Source organism: Pseudomonas poae RE*1-1-14, assembly GCF_000336465.1.
In the GTDB taxonomy this organism is placed as follows: Bacteria; Pseudomonadota; Gammaproteobacteria; order Pseudomonadales; family Pseudomonadaceae; genus Aquipseudomonas; species Aquipseudomonas poae.
Genome location: NC_020209.1, coordinates 1,493,524 through 1,512,348 on the forward strand (window position 1 = coordinate 1,493,524; position 18,825 = coordinate 1,512,348).

General features: G+C 60.8%; 18 protein-coding genes. 7 read left to right on the forward strand and 11 right to left on the reverse strand.

Annotation, left to right across the window (positions count from 1 at the left end):
* Position 1: 1 nt before the first annotated feature.
* The 5 genes from H045_RS06880 to gloB all read right to left on the reverse strand — a co-directional run bounded on the left by H045_RS06880 (position 2) and on the right by gloB (position 7,221).
* On the reverse strand, positions 2-1,075 hold the full coding sequence (locus H045_RS06880; protein WP_003235509.1) for a microcin C ABC transporter permease YejB: 1,074 nt from the start codon (positions 1,073-1,075) through the stop codon (positions 2-4).
* Positions 1,076-2,914 carry an extracellular solute-binding protein gene (locus tag H045_RS06885; protein WP_015371839.1) on the reverse strand — a complete coding sequence of 613 codons (1,839 nt, stop codon included), beginning with the start codon at positions 2,912-2,914 and terminating at the stop codon, positions 1,076-1,078.
* Complete coding sequence (locus H045_RS06890; RefSeq protein WP_015371840.1) at positions 2,911-4,740, reverse strand: extracellular solute-binding protein; 1,830 nt, start codon at positions 4,738-4,740, stop codon at positions 2,911-2,913. Before H045_RS06890 ends, H045_RS06885 begins: the two co-directional genes overlap by 4 nt.
* Positions 4,741-4,948: 208 nt before the next feature.
* The gene (locus tag H045_RS06895; protein WP_015371841.1) at positions 4,949-6,355 is read right to left on the reverse strand and encodes a transglycosylase SLT domain-containing protein; all 1,407 of its coding nucleotides are present in this window, start codon (positions 6,353-6,355) and stop codon (positions 4,949-4,951) included.
* Between the two features lie 98 nt (positions 6,356-6,453).
* Positions 6,454-7,221 (reverse strand): hydroxyacylglutathione hydrolase, encoded by a 768-nt coding sequence (gene gloB / locus H045_RS06900; protein ID WP_015371842.1) that lies wholly within the window; start codon positions 7,219-7,221, stop codon positions 6,454-6,456.
* 65 nt (positions 7,222-7,286) lie between these two features.
* Between gloB and H045_RS06905 the strand changes: the two genes are divergently transcribed.
* From H045_RS06905 to H045_RS06920, 4 genes are all read left to right on the forward strand, one after another.
* Positions 7,287-8,045 (forward strand): class I SAM-dependent methyltransferase, encoded by a 759-nt coding sequence (locus H045_RS06905; protein WP_003235519.1) that lies wholly within the window; start codon positions 7,287-7,289, stop codon positions 8,043-8,045.
* A 32-nt stretch (positions 8,046-8,077) separates the two neighbouring features.
* Positions 8,078-8,530, forward strand: a complete 453-nt coding sequence (gene rnhA / locus H045_RS06910) for a ribonuclease HI (protein WP_003207474.1) — start codon at positions 8,078-8,080, stop codon at positions 8,528-8,530.
* Between the two features lie 72 nt (positions 8,531-8,602).
* On the forward strand, positions 8,603-9,343 hold the full coding sequence (gene dnaQ, locus H045_RS06915) for a DNA polymerase III subunit epsilon (RefSeq protein WP_167325122.1): 741 nt from the start codon (positions 8,603-8,605) through the stop codon (positions 9,341-9,343).
* Between the two features lie 344 nt (positions 9,344-9,687).
* Positions 9,688-10,266: a GNAT family N-acetyltransferase gene (locus tag H045_RS06920; RefSeq protein ID WP_041931604.1), complete on the forward strand. Its 579-nt coding sequence runs from the start codon at positions 9,688-9,690 to the stop codon at positions 10,264-10,266.
* A 31-nt stretch (positions 10,267-10,297) separates the two neighbouring features.
* On the opposite strand, the gene H045_RS06925 is transcribed toward H045_RS06920, so the two are convergent.
* Complete coding sequence (locus H045_RS06925; protein WP_015371844.1) at positions 10,298-11,215, reverse strand: LysR substrate-binding domain-containing protein; 918 nt, start codon at positions 11,213-11,215, stop codon at positions 10,298-10,300.
* A gap of 182 nt (positions 11,216-11,397) precedes the next feature.
* On the opposite strand from H045_RS06925, the gene H045_RS06930 reads away from it, so the two are divergent.
* On the forward strand, positions 11,398-11,742 hold the full coding sequence (locus H045_RS06930; protein WP_015371845.1) for a hypothetical protein: 345 nt from the start codon (positions 11,398-11,400) through the stop codon (positions 11,740-11,742).
* A 62-nt stretch (positions 11,743-11,804) separates the two neighbouring features.
* Here H045_RS06930 and H045_RS06935 read toward each other — a convergent pair whose 3' ends face one another.
* On the reverse strand, positions 11,805-12,041 hold the full coding sequence (locus tag H045_RS06935) for a hypothetical protein (RefSeq protein ID WP_032870946.1): 237 nt from the start codon (positions 12,039-12,041) through the stop codon (positions 11,805-11,807).
* 226 nt (positions 12,042-12,267) lie between these two features.
* On the opposite strand from H045_RS06935, the gene H045_RS06940 reads away from it, so the two are divergent.
* Positions 12,268-12,825 carry an NADPH-dependent FMN reductase gene (locus tag H045_RS06940; protein ID WP_015371846.1) on the forward strand — a complete coding sequence of 186 codons (558 nt, stop codon included), beginning with the start codon at positions 12,268-12,270 and terminating at the stop codon, positions 12,823-12,825.
* 66 nt (positions 12,826-12,891) lie between these two features.
* Here H045_RS06940 and poxB read toward each other — a convergent pair whose 3' ends face one another.
* Together poxB and H045_RS06950 are read right to left on the reverse strand one after the other, a co-directional pair.
* The gene (gene poxB / locus H045_RS06945) at positions 12,892-14,616 is read right to left on the reverse strand and encodes a ubiquinone-dependent pyruvate dehydrogenase (RefSeq protein WP_015371847.1); all 1,725 of its coding nucleotides are present in this window, start codon (positions 14,614-14,616) and stop codon (positions 12,892-12,894) included.
* Positions 14,617-14,693: 77 nt separating this feature from the next.
* Positions 14,694-15,926, reverse strand: a complete 1,233-nt coding sequence (locus tag H045_RS06950) for an NADH:flavin oxidoreductase/NADH oxidase family protein (protein ID WP_015371848.1) — start codon at positions 15,924-15,926, stop codon at positions 14,694-14,696.
* A gap of 71 nt (positions 15,927-15,997) precedes the next feature.
* Between H045_RS06950 and H045_RS06955 the strand changes: the two genes are divergently transcribed.
* Positions 15,998-16,399: a MerR family transcriptional regulator gene (locus H045_RS06955; protein WP_003235537.1), complete on the forward strand. Its 402-nt coding sequence runs from the start codon at positions 15,998-16,000 to the stop codon at positions 16,397-16,399.
* A 70-nt stretch (positions 16,400-16,469) separates the two neighbouring features.
* Here H045_RS06955 and H045_RS06960 read toward each other — a convergent pair whose 3' ends face one another.
* Positions 16,470-16,964, reverse strand: coding sequence for a DUF934 domain-containing protein (locus H045_RS06960; RefSeq protein WP_003235539.1), 495 nt, complete (start codon positions 16,962-16,964; stop codon positions 16,470-16,472).
* On the reverse strand, positions 16,948-18,606 hold the full coding sequence (locus tag H045_RS06965; RefSeq protein ID WP_015371849.1) for a nitrite/sulfite reductase: 1,659 nt from the start codon (positions 18,604-18,606) through the stop codon (positions 16,948-16,950). The genes H045_RS06960 and H045_RS06965 overlap by 17 nt, the downstream gene beginning before the upstream one ends.
* Positions 18,607-18,825: the final 219 nt, after the last annotated feature.

An 18,825-nucleotide genomic window follows, 5' to 3' on the forward strand; every position in this document is an offset into this window, starting at 1 on the left:
CTCAATGCTCCCGGCTGGCGAAGTCGATGCGCGGATCGACCAGGGTGTAGGTGAGGTCGCCGATCAGTTTCACCACCAGCCCCAGCAGGGTGAAGATGAACAGCGTGCCGAACACCACCGGGTAATCGCGGTTGATGGCTGCTTCAAAACTCATCAGGCCCAGGCCGTCGAGGGAGAAGATCACTTCCACCAGCAGCGAGCCGGTAAAGAAGATGCCGATGAACGCCGAGGGGAAGCCGGCGATCACCAGCAGCATGGCGTTGCGGAACACATGGCCGTAGAGCACGCGGTGGTTGGTCAGACCCTTGGCTTTGGCGGTGACCACATATTGCTTGTTGATCTCGTCGAGAAAGCTGTTCTTGGTGAGCAGGGTCATGGTCGCGAAGTTGCCGATCACCAGCGCGGTGACGGGCAGCGCCAGGTGCCAGAAGTAATCAAGGATTTTGCCGCTCACGCTCAGTTCGTCGAAGTTGTTGGAGGTGAGTCCGCGCAGGGGGAACCAGTCCAGGTAACTGCCGCCGGCAAACACCACGATCAGCAGGATGGCGAACAGGAACGCCGGGATCGCATAGCCGACGATGATCGCCGAGCTGGTCCACACGTCGAAATGACTGCCGTGTCGCGTGGCCTTGGCGATCCCCAGGGGGATCGACACCAGGTACATGATCAGCGTGCTCCATAACCCGAGGGAGATGGACACCGGCATCTTTTCCTTGATCAGGTCGATGACCTTGGCGTCACGGAAGAAACTGTCGCCAAAATCCAGCCGGGCGTAGTTCTTGACCATGATCCACAAGCGTTCCGGCGCCGATTTATCGAAGCCGTACATTTTCTCGATTTCCTGAATCAGCGCCGGGTCCAGGCCCTGGGCGCCACGGTAGCTGGAGCCGGCCACGGCCACCTCGGCTCCGCCGCCGGCGATGCGGCTGGTGGCGCCTTCGAAACCTTCCAGTTTGGCGATCATCTGTTCCACCGGGCCGCCGGGGGCAGCCTGGATGATGACGAAATTGATCAGCAGAATCCCGAACAGCGTGGGGATGATCAGCAACAGGCGACGAACGATATAGGCCAGCATTCAATCGCCTCCCTTCGCCGGATCGGCGTCAGCCTGGGCGCCTGCGGCTGTCACTGGCGGCACATTGGGTTTGGCCCACCAGGTGGCGGTGCCGACGTCGTACAGCGGCGACACTTTCGGGTGGCCGAGGTTGTTCCAGTAGGCCACGCGGAAGGTCTTGATGTGCCAGTTGGGAATCACGTAGTAGCCAAATTGCAGCACTCGGTCCAGGGCCTTGGCGTGGGCGATCAGGCTGGTGCGCGAGTTCGAATCGATCAGTTGCTCCACCAGTTGGTCGATGGCCGGGTCCTTGAGGCCGATGTAGTTGCGGCTGCCAGGCTTTTCGGCGCTGGTGGACTTCCAGAACTCGCGTTGTTCGTTACCCGGCGAGGAAGACTGCGGGAAGCTGCCCACTACCATGTCGAAATCCCGTGAGCGCAGGCGGGTGATGAACTGGGATACGTCAACCCGGCGAATCACCAGGTTGATGCCCAGGTCCGCCAGGTTGCGTTTGAACGGCAGCAGGATACGTTCGAACTCGGTCTGGGCCAGCAGGAACTCGATGGTCACCGGTGTGCCGGTGGCGTCGACCATCTTGTCGTCAACGATCTTCCAGCCGGCCTGTTGCAGCAACTGGTAGGCCTCGCGCTGCTGGGCGCGGATCATGCCGCTGCCGTCGGTTTTGGACGGTTCGAAGGCCTGGGTGAATACCTCGGGCGGGATTTTGTCGCGCAACGGCTCGAGAATGTTCAGCTCATCGGGGCCGGGCAGGCCGGTGGCGGCCATGTCGGAGTTCTCAAAATAGCTGCGGGTGCGGGTGTAGGCACCGTTGAACAGCTGTTTGTTGCTCCACTCGAAGTCCAGCAACAGGCTGATGGCCTTGCGCACCCGCACGTCCTGGAACATCGGCTTGCGGATATTGAACACAAAACCCTGCATGCCGGTGGGGTTGCCGTTGGGGATTTCTTCCTTGATCAGCCGGCCCTGGGTAACTGCCGGTACGTTGTAGGCATTCGCCCAGTTCTTGGCGCTGAACTCGGACCAGTAATCGAACTGTCCGGCCTTGAGCGCCTCGAGGGCCACGGTGGCATCGCGGTAATAGTCGGTGATGCGGTTGTCGAAGTTGTACAGGCCCTTGTTGATCGGCAGGTCCTTGCCCCAGTAGTCCTTGACCCGCTCATAGCGCACGGAACGCCCGGCTTTCACTTCAGCCACTTGATAAGGGCCGCTGCCGAGGGGGAACTCGAGGTTGCCCTTGTTGAAATCGCGGCTGGCCCACCAGTGTTTGGGCAGCACCGGCAGTTGGCCGAGGATCAGCGGCAGCTCGCGGTTGTTGGTGCGCTTGAACTTGAACAGCACGCGCAACGGGTCTTCGGCGATCACTTCGTCGACATCGGCGTAGTAGGTGCGATAGAGCGGGGTGCCGTCCTTGATCAGGGTCTGGAAACTGAAGATCACGTCTTCGGCGCGAATGGGGTGGCCGTCGTGGAAGCGCGCCTCGGGGCGCAGGTAGAAGCGCACCCAACTGTTGTCCGGGGCCTTTTCGATCTTGCCGGCCACCAGGCCGTATTCGGTGAAGGGCTCATCCAGGCTCTGGGTGGCCAGGGTGTCGTAGATCAGGCCGATATTATCGGCGGGCACGCCTTTGCTGATGAATGGGTTGAAGCTGTCGAAACCGGTAAGGCTGGACTCGCGAAACGTGCCGCCTTTGGGCGCGTCCGGATTGACGTAATCGGTGTGCTTGAAATCGGCCGGGTACTTGGGTGGCTCGTTGTACAGGGTCAGCGCATGCTGCGGCGCTGCCTGGGCGGCGCTGCACAGCAACAGGCTGCCCAGCAGGGCGTTGCGCAAAGACGTCATTGGGCGTTCTCCGAAGCTTTCAGCCACCACGCACTCAGGCCCAGGCTGTAGGGCGGAGTGGTGACAAAGGCGAACCGGTTGCGGTAGGCCAGGCGATGATAGTTGAGGTACCAGTTGGGAATGCTGTAATGCTGCCACAGCAGCACACGGTCCAGGGCGCGGCCGGCGGCCAGTTGTTCTTCGCGGGTCTTTGCCGCGAGCAGTTGGTCCAGCAGGTGATCGACCACCGGGTTGGCAATGCCGGCGAAATTCTTGCTGCCCTTGATCGCGGCCTGGCTGGAGTGGAAGTACTGCCACTGTTCCAGGCCTGGGCTGAGGGTCTGGTTGAGCGTGATCAGGATCATGTCGAAGTCGAACTGATCCAGACGCTGCTTGTATTGCGCGCGATCGACGGTGCGCAGGCGGGCGTCGATGCCGATGCTGATCAGGTTCTCGACGTAGGGCTGCAGAATGCGCTCCAGGTTCGGGTTGACCAGCAGGATCTCGAAGCGCAGCGGTTGCCCGTCCTTGTTCAGCAGACGCTGGCCCGACAGTTTCCAGCCGGCTTCGCCGAGCAGGCCCAGGGCACGACGCAGGGTTTCGCGAGGGATACCGCGCCCGTCGGTCTGCGGCAGACTGAAGGGCTGGGTCAACAGATTGGGTGGTAACTGGTCGCGGTAAGGCGAGAGCATCAGCCATTCATGGCCGACCGGTACGTCGGTCGCGGCAAACTCGCTGTTGGGGTAATAGCTGAGGGTACGTTTGTAAGCGTTGCTGAACAGGGCACTGTTGGTCCACTCGAAATCGAACATCAGCCCCAGGGCTTCGCGCACCTTGGTCTGGCTGAAGGTGGGTCGCCGGGTGTTCATGAACAGGCCCTGGCTCTGGGTAGGGATCTGGTGGGCGATCTGCGCCTTGATCACTTCGCCACGGTTGACCGCCGGGAAGTTGTAGCCATTGGCCCAGTTCTTGGCCTGGTGCTCGATATAAATGTCGAACTCGCCGGCCTTGAACGCTTCGAACGCCACATCGCTGTCGCGGTAGAACTCGACTTCGACCTTGTTGTAGTTATAAAAGCCCCGGTTGACCGGCAGGTCCTTGCCCCAGTAGTCCTTGACCCGCTCGAACACCAGTTGCCGGCCCGGAATGACCTTGCTGATGCGGTACGGGCCACTGCCCAGGGGCGGTTCGAAGGTGGTGGCCTTGAAGTCGCGGTTCTTCCAGTAGTGCTGGGGCAGCACTGGCAGTTCGCCCAGGCGCAGGATCAGCAACGGGTTGCCCGCACGCTTGAACACAAATCGGATGCGATGGCGGTTGAGAATGTCCACCCGCGCCACTTCCTGCAGGTTGGTACGGTATTGCGGGTGACCTTCGGTGAGCAGGGTGCGATAGGAAAACGCCACATCGTAGGCGGTGATTGGTTTGCCATCGTGAAAGCGCGCTTGCGGACGCAGGTTGAACACCACCCAACTGCGGTCCTCACTGTATTCCACCGACTGCGCAATCAGGCCATAGCTGGACGTGGGCTCGTCGCCGGACGGCGCGTACTGGCCGGTGCCGACCATCAACGGTTCGTTCAGTTCGTTGACGCCGTATTGCAGGAAATTGGGTGTGGATACCGGGCTTGAGCCCTTGAAGGTGTAAGGGTTGAGGGTATCGAAGGTGCCAAACGCCATCACCCGCAGGGTGCCGCCTTTCGGCGCTGCAGGGTTTACCCAATCGAAATGGGTGAATTTGGCCGGGTACTTGAGCGTGCCGAACTGCGTGTAACCGTGGCTCTCGGTTATCGTCGCGTGCGCACCAAAGCTCAAGGCCAGACTTATTAGTAGAAGGAGGGGACGCTTCAAGTCAGAGATCCGATCCAGGCGGCTTGGGCTTTATGATCGGTACAGTAACAGCTTGTTCCGGTTGGAAAAAGCCGGTTTAGATGATGGAGAACCAATGTGGGAGGGGGCTTGCTCCCGAGGGGTGTGTGTCAGTCAGTACATGAGCTGGCCGGCACACCGCCATCGGGAGCAAGCCACCTCCCACATTTATTTCGTTATTGTCGACGGTTCAGCGTGGTGCGGAAACCACCAGCATCTGCCCAGGCTTCAGCGCTTGACCCGTGCGTGGGTTCCAGCGCTTGAGATGTTGCATCTCGACATTGAAGCGCTTGGCGACGATATACAGCGAGTCGCCTTTCTTGACTTTGTACTGCACCGGCTTTTTGGCACTGGCCACGGCGCGGCGGGTGTCCTGCATCACCAGGGTCTGGCCGACCTTGAGTGCCTGGCCATTGAGCTTGTTCCAGCGCTGCAGGTCATGCACGTCGACCTTGTTGGCCTTGGCGATCAGCGTCAGGTTGTCCCCACTGCGCACTTTGTAGTTGCGGGTGCGCCCGGCCACGCGCGCGGTTTCGACTTCGTCGAACACCTGCTTTTTCGGGCGCATGGCCAGCAGTTCTTCGGGCTTCATCGTCGACAGCGTGCTGGTCAGCAGCTGCGCCTTGGAGCAGGGTACGAGCAGATGCTGGGGGCCATCGAGGGTGGTGCGTTGCTTGAGGGCGGGGTTGAGCTGGAACAGTTCGTCTTCGTCGATTTCCGCCAGCGCTGCGACCCGTGACAGGTCCATGCTCTGCTTTACCTCAACCACTTGGAAGTACGGCGTGTTGGCAATTGGGCTCAGGTTGACGCCATAGGCTTCAGGCGCCAGCACCACCTGGGACAGCGCGAGAAACTTTGGCACATAGTCCTGGGTTTCCTGGGGCAGGGGCAGGTTCCAGTAGTCGGTGGGCAGGCCAAGTTTTTCATTGCGCTCGATGGCGCGGCTCACCGTGCCTTCGCCGGCGTTGTAGGCCGCCAGGGCCAGCAGCCAGTCACCGTTGAACATGTCATGCAGGCGCGTCAGGTAATCCAGGGCGGCGGTGGTGGACGCGGTGATATCACGGCGGCCATCGTAGGCGCGGGTTTGTCGCAGGTTGAAGTAACGTCCGGTGGAGGGAATGAACTGCCACAGGCCGACCGCATCGCTGCGTGAGTAGGCCATCGGGTTGTAGGCGCTTTCAATCACTGGCAGCAGCGCCAGTTCCAGCGGCATGTTGCGTTCTTCAAGGCGTTCGACGATGTAGTGAATGTAGAGACTGCCGCGTTCGCCGGCGTTTTCCAGAAAGGATGGGTTGCTGGCGAACCAAAGGCGCTGTTGCTCGATGCGCGGGTTGACGCCCACGCCGTCCTGTAACTGAAAGCCCCGACGCATGCGTTCCCAGACATCCTGAGGCACTTCGGGGCTGGGCTTCTCTGAAAGCCAGATGGGTTTTTGCTTGATCTTGGCGGCAAGATTCGGTTTGGGTTGCACGGTGGTTTGTGCAGCATATTGTGTGGATTGGCAGCCCGCCAGCGTGGCGGACACAGCCACCGCCACGGCTTGAGCCAGGCGGGTCAATGCGTCTGAAGAGATGGATTTACGAATAGATGACGACATTGGCTGGAAGTAAGTTCCGGGCAAAAATGTCGGGCGATTCTAGAAAGCGCTTTGGTTCCGGTCAACCATTCAGAAATTACGTATCAGAATACGTGGGCTTAGAACGTATCTTTCCATGCCCTCAAGCTGGCAAACACCTCGGCCCCAGCACGGTTGTCACGGCCATCCCGTTCGTCCGCTTTTTGTTTAACGGATGTTTCAGAGGTGCGCAAAAAGGGGTTGGTGCGCTTTTCAAGGGCCAGGTTGGAGGGCAGCGTCATTTCGCCGCGAGCCCTTAATTGGCGGACGTTTTCCACCCGTTCGGCGATATCGGCATTGTGCGGTTCCACCGCCTGGGCGAATTTCAGGTTGCTTTGTGTGTATTCGTGAGTGCAATACACCTGCGTGTCGCCGGGCAGGGCGGCCAGGCGTTGCAGCGAGGCGTACATCTGCTGGGGCGTGCCTTCGAACAGGCGGCCGCAACCGGCGGCGAACAGGGTGTCGCCGCACAGCAGCACGCCCGGGTGATAAAACGCGATATGACCGAGGGTGTGGCCGGGGACGCTGTAGACGTCAAAGTCCCAGCCCAGCACGTTGATGCGATCGTTGTCGTGCAGGGCCACGTCCCGCGCCGGGATTTTCTCGCTGGCCGGGCCGTAGACCCTGGCGCCGGTCACGTCCTTGAGCTGCGCAACACCGCCCACATGGTCGTGGTGATGGTGGGTGACCAGGATGTCGCTGAGGGTCCACTCCGGGTTTTGCCCGAGCCAGGCCAGCACCGGCGCGGCGTCGCCGGGGTCGACTGCGGCGCAGCGGCGGGTGTGCGGGTCCTGTAACAACCAGATGTAGTTATCGGTGAAGGCGGGCAGGGCACTGATCTGTATCATTCTTCGATTCGCCAAGCTGAACACATTGGTGCATCTTAGAACGTCCAGGCGAGTAGGAGAATGCAATGACTGATAAAGCGTTCGCCCAGGCCGATCCTGAATGGCTCGCCCTCATCGGCGCAGCCCGCGAATGGCTGTCCGGGCCCATCGGGCAATTTTTGCTGGAAGAAGAACGGCGCATGCTCGAAGACGAGCTGGGCCGGTTCTTTGGTGGCTACCTGGTGCATTACGGCCCGTCGGCGCAGACGCCGCCCGCCGCGCCGCAGGTGCAGCGCAATGTACGTCTGGGCGCGCCATTGCCTGGCGTGGAAATTGTGTGCGAGGAACAGGCCTGGCCGTTGAGCGAGCATGCCGCCGATGTGGTGGTGCTGCAGCACGGCCTGGATTTCTGCCTGTCGCCCCACGGCCTGTTGCGCGAAGCGGCGAGCAGCGTGCGCCCCGGCGGTCATTTGCTGATCATCGGCATCAACCCCTGGAGCACCTGGGGACTGCGCCATGTGTTTGCCCATGACGGTCTGCGTCAGGCACGTTGCATTGCGCCTTCCCGGGTGGGGGACTGGCTGAACCTGCTGGGCTTCGCGCTGGAGAAACGCCGCTTCGGATGCTATCGTCCGCCGCTCGCGTCGACCCGGTGGCAGGGCCGCCTCGCCGGTTGGGAACGCCGCGCGGGTACCTGGCAACTGGCGGGTGGCGGCTTCTATCTATTGGTGGCGCGCAAGATCGTGGTCGGCCTGCGACCGGTACGGCAGGCAGCACGCCAGCCCATGGCCAAGCTGGTGCCGATGCCGATGGCCAAGGTCAATCGCAGGCAAAGCGAACCATAAACCCCTCTTTTTGATTCAAGACCGAGCAAACGATGACCGATACCGTAGAACTCTTCACCGATGGCGCCTGCAAGGGCAACCCCGGCCCTGGCGGCTGGGGCGCATTGCTGGTGTGCAAGGGCGTGGAGAAGGAGCTGTGGGGCGGCGAAGCCAACACCACCAACAACCGCATGGAACTGATGGGCGCGATTCGCGGCTTGGAGGAACTCAAGCGGCGCTGCGACGTGCTGCTGGTGACCGACTCGCAATACGTGATGAAGGGCATCAACGAGTGGATGGTCAACTGGAAGAAGCGCGGCTGGAAGACGGCGGCCAAAGAGCCGGTCAAGAACGCCGACCTCTGGCAACTGCTCGATGAACAATGCAATCGCCACAACATCACCTGGAAATGGGTGCGTGGGCATATCGGCCATCCAGGCAACGAACGCGCCGACCAACTGGCCAACCGTGGCGTGGATGAGGTGCGCGGCTACAAGCAGAGCTGAGGCCGGCCGCCGTGTTAACATCGCGCCCTTTACACCCTTCACCACACCGTTGAGAGCTGAACCCTGATGGCCATCCGATCTGTTGTACTCGATACCGAAACCACCGGCATGCCGGTGACCGACGGCCACCGGATCATCGAAATCGGCTGTGTTGAGCTGATGGGTCGTCGCCTCACCGGACGTCACTTCCACGTCTACCTGCAGCCGGACCGGGAAAGTGACGAAGGCGCGATTGGCGTACACGGCATCACCGATGAGTTCCTCAAGGGCAAGCCGCGTTTCGCCGAGGTGGCCGACGAGTTCTTCGAATTCATCAATGGCGCGCAGTTGATCATCCACAACGCGGCGTTCGATATCGGCTTCATCAACAACGAATTCGCCCTGATGGGGCAGACGGACCGCGCTGATATTTCCCGGCACTGTTCGATCCTCGACACCCTGATGATGGCCCGTGAGCGGCACCCGGGCCAGCGCAACAGCCTCGATGCGTTGTGCAAGCGTTATGGTGTCGACAACTCCAACCGTGAACTGCACGGCGCCTTGCTCGACTCCGAGATTCTTGCCGACGTTTACCTGACCATGACCGGCGGGCAGACCAGCCTTTCCCTGGCCGGTAACGCGTCCGACGGCAGCGGTTCGGCGGAAGGCTCTGGCAACCGCCCTTCGGAAATCCGTCGCCTTCCGGCCGATCGCACACCTACGGCGATCATCCGCGCCAGTGAGCAGGATCTGGCCGAGCATGTGGCACGACTGGAAGCGATTGCCAAGGCGGCGGGTGCGCCGGCGCTGTGGACTCAACTGACTCAACAATGACGTGAACTGAAAGGCGATCCAACGTGTGGGGAGTGGACTTGCTCCCGATAGCGTCGGGTCAATTGATAGATGTTCGGCTGATACACTGCGATCGGGAGCAAGCCCCCTCCCAGCTGATTGTCTTGAATGGGGTGAATCTTCATTCGCCACATCCGCTTCCCGCTTCTAACCTTGTGGCAGGAAATGTTCTTTTTCGCCGCGCCCTTGCCGAACTCTGCGCGCTGCGAAGTGGAGGCGGTATCAATGGATGCCGATCTGCACGGGGTACAAAACGAGGATGACGGCAGGAGTCGTTGTTACACCGTCGATTGCGTCAAGGGTTGAGGAACGTTATGCAAGCTGTCATGAACCCGAAGTATCCAGGGCTCAGTGTGCGGGTCGCCGATGCAGGCTTTGATGCCTATGTGTGGGGCAACGATTTCAGCTTTGAAGTCAGTGCCTATGGCGTGCCGGAGATGGGCAAGCGCGTTGATCAATGGCAGGTGGAGCGCATCCTGCCGTACCGCAAATGTTATGGCATCGATCCCGAGGAGTTCGCCAGTTTTCGCGATGCGCCCGACAGTGCGATCTTCATGGCTTATCTGGATGATTGCCCGGTGGGACACGTCGTGGTCAGCACCAATTGGAACGGGTTTGCCCATGTCGATGAACTGGCGGTCATCCTGCCGGCGCGGCGTCACGGCGTGGCCAAGGCGTTGCTGGATGTGGCGCAGTTCTGGAGTCGCAAGAAAAACCTGCCGGGCATGATGCTCGAAACCCAGAACAACAACCTGGGTGCGTGCCGGTTGTATGAGCGTTGCGGCTATGTGATGGGCGGTATCGACCACCTGCGTTATCGCGGCATTGACCCGCAAACCCGCGAAGTGGCGATTTTCTGGTATCGGTTGTTCAAGTCCGAGGCGGTACTGAAAGCGCAGTCATGAATCGAACCGGGGCTGGGGCCTTGAGCGCATATTACGCGACAGGCGTTTGGGGCGAAGTGCCCGCCAGCAGGGCCTCGGCCTTGTGCGCGACGATTTCCAGCAGCGCGCTCAACGCCGGCATCGGTTCAGCGCTTTTCAGCACCAATGCATAAAGGACCACCGTGATAGGCGGCGACAGCGGGCAGGCATCGAGCCCGGCCTCTTGCGCGCCGGCTGCCGTAAACGGGTCGACTATCGCCAGGCCTTCGCCGGCCTCCACCATGCTGCGCATCATCTGGTAGGTCTGTACCCGCGTCTGCACCACCGGAAGCGGGCGCAGGGCTTGCAGTTTGGCGTCCAGCAGCCGGCTCAAGGGGTCATGCCCTTCAAGCCCGATCAACGACTGCCCGGCCAGGTCTTGCAGCGCAATATACTTTTGCCGGGGCTTGAGCCAGCCACGGGGCGCGAGCAATTGCAATTTGCCTTGGGCTACAGGCGTGCTCTGGATCTGCGGATGTTGCGGATCATGCAGACTCAGGCCCACCTGGGCTTCGTGAAGCAACAGGCTCCTGACGATCTCGCGCGTCGGTTGGCTCGACAGGCTGCACGGCGTGTCCTGAAAGCGGCGACGCAGTGCGGCAATGCTTTGCGGCAGCAGTTGATTGGCCAGGGGCGGGGTGCAGAGGGCGCGCAGCGTAGGCGCTTGATGGTGTTTCAAACGGCTGGCCAGGCGTTGCACCGGCTCCAGCGCCTCATAAAGTTGAGCGATGTGCGCCTGTAACTCGAGGGTTTCGCGCGTCGCTTGCAAGCGTCCGCGCACACTGGCAAACAGCATGAAGCCCAGTTGCTGCTCGGCATCCTTGAGCGAGACTTCCACATCGTCCACGGGCAGTTGCAACCACTCGGCGGCCGTGCCGAGGTGCCCGGTTTGCAAAATGGCCTGAATCACTTCGATATGACGTAAACGCATGGCCGGAGTCTATGTGCAGCGCCACGGGGATTCAATGGCGCAGGCCGTTGTGCGCAAAAAAGACAGTCGGTGTCGGCCATGCCTATGGCGCTGGGCCATGACCCCACTAGAATGACGCTGCTGATCATCAACGACCACTGCCGGCCCGCCGGTACTTACAACAAAAACAGGTCTGGTCTCAAATGCGCATGCCCTCGCTGTTTCGCGGGGTAACGGTCAAACAGCTCCTGGTCCTGGTGACCGTGGGGTGTGCGACTGCTTATCTCCTGCACAATCAAGACGAAATCATCCCGGAACATTCGGTACTGGAACGCTATATCCGTGCCCAGGAACAGGTGGACGAGCAGGTGGGCGCCATTCTGGGGATCAGGCTGGTCAGACAGGTCGAGGCCTATCCGGTGGCCGATTCGCCGGGTTATCTGCGCTCATTGTTTGCTGTCGAGGGAGAGCGTGGCAGCCTGATGGTGACGCTCAAGCAGATCAAGGGAGAGGAGGGTATAGAGCTGACGGAGATCCGTCGTCCCTGAGCGGCCCCGGCCCAGTCAATGCCATCAATGGCCAGGACTGAGCGGGTAGGTGAGGCGAGATCTTATGACGCGAGGGTGGTCTGCGATTCGCGGACGATAACCGTGCCCGACTGAATCAGTCTGAATTCATCGCCTTCCAGTTTCTCTACACGGTCGCCAATGGCCAGCTTGTAGGTAGTGGTGGGCGCCGAGCCAGCCAGGTCGCCTTGCGCCGGGTTGGATTCCTGGAACTCATGCACGGAATACACGCGACCTTCCGCGTCTCTGGCATGAAACTGTCCGACAAGTACTGCTGCCATCTGCTTAGAACCTCTGGAGATAAACACTCGATTTGCGGTGCTGTAGACCGTCATAAAGCCGGGTAGTTTACCTATGGAAAAAAAATACTATTCGCTGGCAAATTCAGACGCTTCCTACGCAGGGTGCTGCGATGCAAACCCGGCGTGAATCTCAAAAGCTTCTGGTGAACACGCAGCGAAGACTTTATAACTACAGGCTCCTTTAGTCAGACGTCGGGAAACCTCAATGAGCAAGGTCTACACGATTGCCGTCCTGGTTGGCAGCTTGAGAAAAGAATCGATCAACCGCAAAGTCGCGTTGGCACTGGCCGAACTGGCTCCTGCCAACCTCAAGTTGAACATTGTCGAAATTGGCGATCTGCCGCTCTACAACGAAGACATTGACGGTGCATCACCGCCGGCAGCCTACAGCACTTTCCGCAGTCAGGTGGGTTCATCCGACGCGGTGCTGTTCGTGACCCCGGAATACAACCGTTCGGTGCCGGCACCGTTGAAAAACGCGATTGACGTAGGCTCCCGCCCGTATGGCAAAAGCGCCTTCAGCGCCAAGCCCGGCGCGATCATCAGCGTGTCGCCCGGCGCAATCGGCGGGTTTGGCGCCAACCATCACCTGCGCCAGTCCCTGGTGTTTCTGGACGTGTGGTGCATGCAGCAGCCGGAAGCCTATCTTGGTGGGGCAGGGAATGTGTTTGATGAGTCGGGGAAGGTGTCGGAAAAAACCCGGCCGTTCCTGCAGGCATTTATCGATGCCTTTGGTCAGTGGGTAAAAAAACACAACGGTTGAGCGAACGATGATAGCCAAGGGTGGGAGCAAGCCTTCTCCCACCTTGGACGCTGTACTCAGTTCAAATCAGCGCAGCAAATTGGTCCTGGCCAATTCAATCACCTCATCCCCACGGCCACTCATCACTGCCTTGAGCATGTACAGGCTGAACCCCTTGGCCTGTTCCAGCTTGATGGTCGGCGGCATCACCAATTCCTGAGTGGCGGTGACCACGTCCACCAGCACCGGGCCATCGTGGGCCAGGGCGCGGCGCAGTGCCGGCTCCAGGTCTTCGGATTGCTCCACGCGAATTCCGAGGATGCCCATGGCGTTGGACATGGCAGCGAAGTCCGGATTCTTCAGCTCGGTGCCCGTGTCCAGATAGCCGGCCGCTTTCATCTCCATGGCGACAAAGCCCAGGGAGGCGTTATCGAACACGATGACTTTCACCGGCAGGTTCAGTTGCGCCAGCGAGATGAAATCCCCCATCAACATGGCGAAACCACCGTCGCCGGACATCGAAATCACCTGCCGGCCAGGGAACGCCGCCTGTGCACCAATCGCCTGGGGCATGGCGTTGGCCATGGAGCCGTGGTTGAACGAACCGATCAGGCGGCGTTTGCCGTTCATCTTCAGATAGCGCGCCGCCCACACGGTGGGCGAGCCGACGTCGGCGGTAAAGATCGCATCGTCGTCGGCCAGTTCGCTGAGCAGGCGCGCAACATATTGCGGGTGGATCGGCCGGTCGGCCTTTGACGGCTGCGCGAGGTCATCCAGGCCCTGGCGCGCTTTTTGGTAATGCTTCAGGGAGGTGTCGAGGAAGCTGCGATCAGATTTTCGCGTCAGGCGTGGCAGCAACGCGGCGATGGTTTCCCCGACATCGGCGGCGATGCCCAGGTCCAGCGTGGCACGACGGCCCAGAGCCTGCGGGTCGCGGTCGACCTGAATGATCGTCGCGTCGGTCGGGTAGAACTGGCGGTATGGAAAGTCGGTGCCGAGCATGATCAGCGTGTCGCAGTCGAGCATCGCGTGGTAGCCCGAGCTGAAACCAATCAGACCGGTCATGCCCACATCGAACGGGTTATCCCATTCCACATGCTCCTTGCCGCGCAGGGCATGCACCACCGGCGCGCCGAGCATGTCGGCCAGCGCCACCACCTGGTCATGGGCGCCGGCGCAGCCGCTGCCGCACAACAGAGTGACTTTCTGGCTGCTCTGCAGGATCTCGGTGAGGCGCTGCAGGTCCGGCTCGGCCGGCAAAGTGCGCGGCGCGTGCAGGGCCGGCCACGGCTTGAGTTTGGCATCCACCTCCAACAGCGACACATCCCCCGGAATCACTACCACCGCCACGCCACGGTTGAGGATCGCCGAGCGCATGGCGCGGTGCAGCACCTGGGGCATCTGTTCGGGGTTGCTGACCAGCTCGATAAAATGGCTGCACTCCTTGAACAGCTCCTGGGGATGGGTTTCCTGAAAGTAGTTCAGGCCGATCTCCGACGACGGAATTTGCGCGGCAATCGCCAGCACCGGCACATGGTTGCGATGGCAGTCGAACAGGCCGTTGATCAAGTGCAGGTTACCCGGTCCGCAACTGCCGGCGCACACCGTCAGTTCACCCGTGGCGGCGGCTTCGGCACCGGCGGCGAACGCGGCGACTTCTTCGTGGCGCACATGCATCCACTCGATGCTGTCCATGGTGCGCAGGGCGTCGGTGAGGCCATTGAGGCTGTCGCCGGTCAGGCCCCAGATGCGCTTGATGCCCGCCTGTTCAAGGGTGGTCGCCAATTGCTGGGCCAGGTTGATTTTCGCCATGAAGAACTCCAATCGTCAGTGAGATGAAAAATGTCTGATCAATAGGGGACAGTTCGATCACGACGAATGCTGCGTTTTTAACGTGAAGATTGCGTCATGGCTGCACGGTATTGTCGCGCGCGTCGGGCGATAAACCATTGATCGCGCAGCAATGCCAGCCACGGTGCCGTCTTGGCATTGGGCAGGCGGCCAATGCTCAGGCGGCGCATCTGGTAGCGTACTACGGCGAGAGTGGCGAGGGCGGCCAGGGGCTTGCGTTTCCAGCTGATGGGCCGTAGCTGCGGATTGAGATCGCGGCCTTCGCGCCAGTGCTTGAGCAGCAGTGGCTCCAGGGTCAGGGCGGTTGCGATGCCAGCCATGGCGATACCGCTGTCAAGCACTTGCTGCACCACCGGCAGGCGGCGAATACCACCGGTGACCATCAGCGGCATCTTCGCGATGATTGCCAGCTCCTTGGCGAACTCAAGGAAGTACGCCTCACGCGCCAGGGTGCGCCCGTCGCGCGCCTCGCCTTGCATGGCCGGGGCTTCGTAGCTACCGCCGGACAACTCAAGCAAGTCGATGGGCAGTGGGTTGAGCATCTCTACCACCGCACGAGCATCGGCGTCATCAAACCCGCCACGCTGGAAGTCCGCCGAGTTGAGTTTGACCGCAACGCAGAATGACGGACTGACTGCCGCTCGCACCGCATGCACCACCTCCAGCAACAGACGCGCGCGGTTCTCTAGCGAGCCACCCCAGCGGTCGGTGCGGTGGTTGCTTAAGGGCGAGAGAAACTGGCTGATCAGATAACCGTGGGCGCCGTGGATCTGCACCCCGGTAAATCCGGCTTTTTCGGCCAGGCGTGCGCTGGTGGCGAAGCGCTTGATCACGTCCTGGATATCCTCTTCCGTCATCGCCCTGGGCTTGGCGAACAGCTTGGAAAAACTGCCCAGATCCAAAGCGATGGCGGACGGTGCCAGCGCCTGCTGCCCGAGGTTGGCCATGGTCTGCCGACCAGGGTGGCTGAGCTGTACCCAAAAATGGACGCCTTTGGCGCGGGCCACATCCGCCCATTCACGAAAGCTGTCCAAATGCTGTTCGTCTTCCAGGGCGACGCCGCCGGGGCCGGTCATGGCGTGACGGTCGATCATCACATTGCCGGTCAACAGGAGGCCGGGCTCGCCATCTGCCCAAGCTTTATACAACTGCTTCAACTGACGAGAAGGTGCTTGCTGGGCATCGGCCATGTTCTCTTCCATGGCCGCTTTGGCGATACGGTTAGCGATGACCTGGCCGTTAGGCAATTGCAAGGCTTCAAAAGGTGACATGGGTTGACTCCTGAGCGGGGGAGGCCTCAGGCTAAGCTTAAAGTTAACTTTAATGTCAAGCGGGCGTTCTGATGAATATTGGTGAGCTGGCAAAACAGAGCGGACTGGCGGCGTCACGTATCCGTTTTTACGAGGCTCAAGGTCTGATCAATCAGGTGGGGCGCCAAGCCAACGGGTACAGGCGCTATGGGCCGGATGCGCTGCAGACTTTGCAGTTGATTCAGAGTGCGCAGGAGGCCGGGTTTACCTTACAGGAGCTCAAGGCGTTGATGCCCGCACCGGGCGAGTACAAGCGAGAAGAGCTGATCGAGGGCTTGGAGCGCAAGGTCGCGCAGATCGAGGTGATGCAGGCGCAACTGGCGCATAGCAAAGCACAGTTGCTGGGTGTTATCGAGGCGGTGCGGGCGCAGCCAGAAGGCGTGCCGTGTTCGATGGGGCAGCAGCAGGTGCTGGCGTCGATCAAACAGTCCTGAGTATGCACAGGACCAAATGTGGGAGGGGGCAAGCCCCCTCCCACATTTGGTCCTGCGGCTTTCCGTGAACTCAGCGCCGCCGAAACAGCGGCAGCGGCTCGTCAGTGGCAGCCTGATACGTCACCGAAAAGTCCTTCAGGCTTTCCAGTGCTTCGTACGGGTCTTTGTCAGCGCGCAGGGCGAAGGCATCGAAGCCGCAGCGGCGCAGGTAGAACAGTTGGTCGCGCAGGACGTCGCCAATCGCGCGCAGCTCGCCCTTGTAACCGTAGCGGTCACGCAGCAGGCGTGCGTTGGAGTAGTTGCGCCCGTCGGTAAAGGCCGGGAAGTTCAGGGCGATGACCTGGAAGTGTTCCACGTCGGCGCCGATCTCTTCGGCTTCTTCGTCGGCGTCCAGCCATACACCCAGGCCGCCGTCGCGGGCCTTGAGGGCGTGGCCGTGTTCGCGCCACAACGCCAACGGCACGATCAGGTCGTCGCAGTTGGAGATGCCGTCGAAGCTCGCGTCCTTGGGCAGCAGGTGCCAGGTTTCGTCGAGGACTTCGTTGTTCTTAATGATTCGCTGCATAGACGCGCTCCTTGAACAGGTCAATGCCGATGCGCTGGTAGGTGTCGATGAAACGCTCATCTTCGGTGCGTTGTTCGACGTACACGTCGATCAACTTGCCGATCACCTCGGGCATGGCTTCCTGGGCGAAAGACGGGCCGAGGATCTTGCCCAGGCTCGCATCGCGGCTGGCGCTGCCGCCCAGGGACACTTGGTAGAATTCTTCGCCTTTCTTGTCCACGCCCAGGATGCCGATGTGGCCGACGTGGTGGTGACCACAGGCGTTCATGCAACCGGAGATGTTCAGGTCCAGCTCGCCGATGTCGAACAGGTAGTCCAGGTCATCGAAACGGCGCTGGATCGATTCGGCAATCGGGATCGACTTGGCGTTGGCCAGGGAGCAGAAGTCGCCGCCCGGGCAGCAGATGATGTCGGTCAACAGGCCAATGTTCGGCGTGGCGAAACCGCCTTCGCGCAGCTCGCCCCACAGGGTGAACAACTGGCTCTGCTCGACGTCCGCGAGAATGATGTTCTGCTCGTGGGAGGTGCGCAGTTGGCCGAAGCTGTAGCGCTCGGCCAGGTCGGCGACGGCGTCCAGCTGCTTGTCGGTGATATCGCCCGGCGCGACGCCGGTGGGTTTGAGCGACAGGGTCACGGCCACGTAGCCCGGCTGTTTGTGCGCCAGGGTGTTGCGGGTGCGCCAGCGCGCAAAGCCCGGGTGCTGATGGTCGAGGGCTGCGAGCTCAGCGTCCTGATTGCTCAGGGCTTTGTAATCCGGATCGACGAAGTGTTTGGCCACGCGATGCACTTCGGCGTCAGTCAGAGTGGTCTGGCCGCCGCGCAGGTGTTCCATCTCGGCATCGACTTTCTGCGCGAACACCTCAGGGGTCAGCGCCTTGACCAGGATTTTGATCCGGGCCTTGTACTTGTTGTCACGACGGCCGTAGCGGTTGTACACGCGCAGGATGGCGTCGAGGTAGCTAAGCAGGTCCTGCCACGGCAGGAACTCATTGATGAAGGCGCCGACCACCGGGGTACGGCCCAGGCCGCCGCCCACCAGTACGCGGAAACCCAGTTCGCCTGCAGCGTTGTGCACCGGTTCGAGGCCAATATCGTGCACTTCGATGGCGGCGCGGTCCGAGGTCGAGCCGTTGATGGCGATCTTGAACTTGCGTGGCAGGTAGGCGAATTCGGGGTGGAAGGTGGTCCACTGACGCACGATTTCGCACCAGGGACGCGGATCGATCAACTCGTCGGCGGCCACGCCGGCAAACTGGTCGGTGGTGACGTTGCGCAGGCAGTTGCCGCTGGTCTGAATGGCGTGCATCTGCACGGTAGCCAGTTCGGCGAGGATGTCCGGCACGTCTTCCAGCGCCGGCCAGTTGAACTGTACGTTCTGGCGCGTGCTGATGTGGGCGTAGCCCTTGTCGAAGTCACGGGCAATCCTGGCCATCATGCGCGTCTGGCGCGAGGTCAGTTGGCCGTAGGGCACGGCCACCCGCAGCATGGGCGCAAAGCGCTGAACATAAAGGCCATTTTGCAGGCGCAGAGGGCGGAACTCTTCTTCGCTCAGTTCGCCTGCCAGATAGCGTCGGGTCTGATCACGGAACTGCTTGACGCGGTCCTCGATGATGCGCTGATCGTATTCGTCGTATACGTACATATAGGTCCTGTTCTCGGCAAATCTGCGCGCACGGCCGCGCACTCCCAACGGAGCCGGCGCACGATAACAGGTTGCGTTTATGCGCAAAAGTGATGTTTGAGTATATGCAAATAACCAAAATGACTAATAAGAATGGTTATCGCCATAACCACATTTGTCATAGGGGCAAGCATGAACTTTACTGTGATCGAGTCTTGATGCAATCACCTATAAAACCGA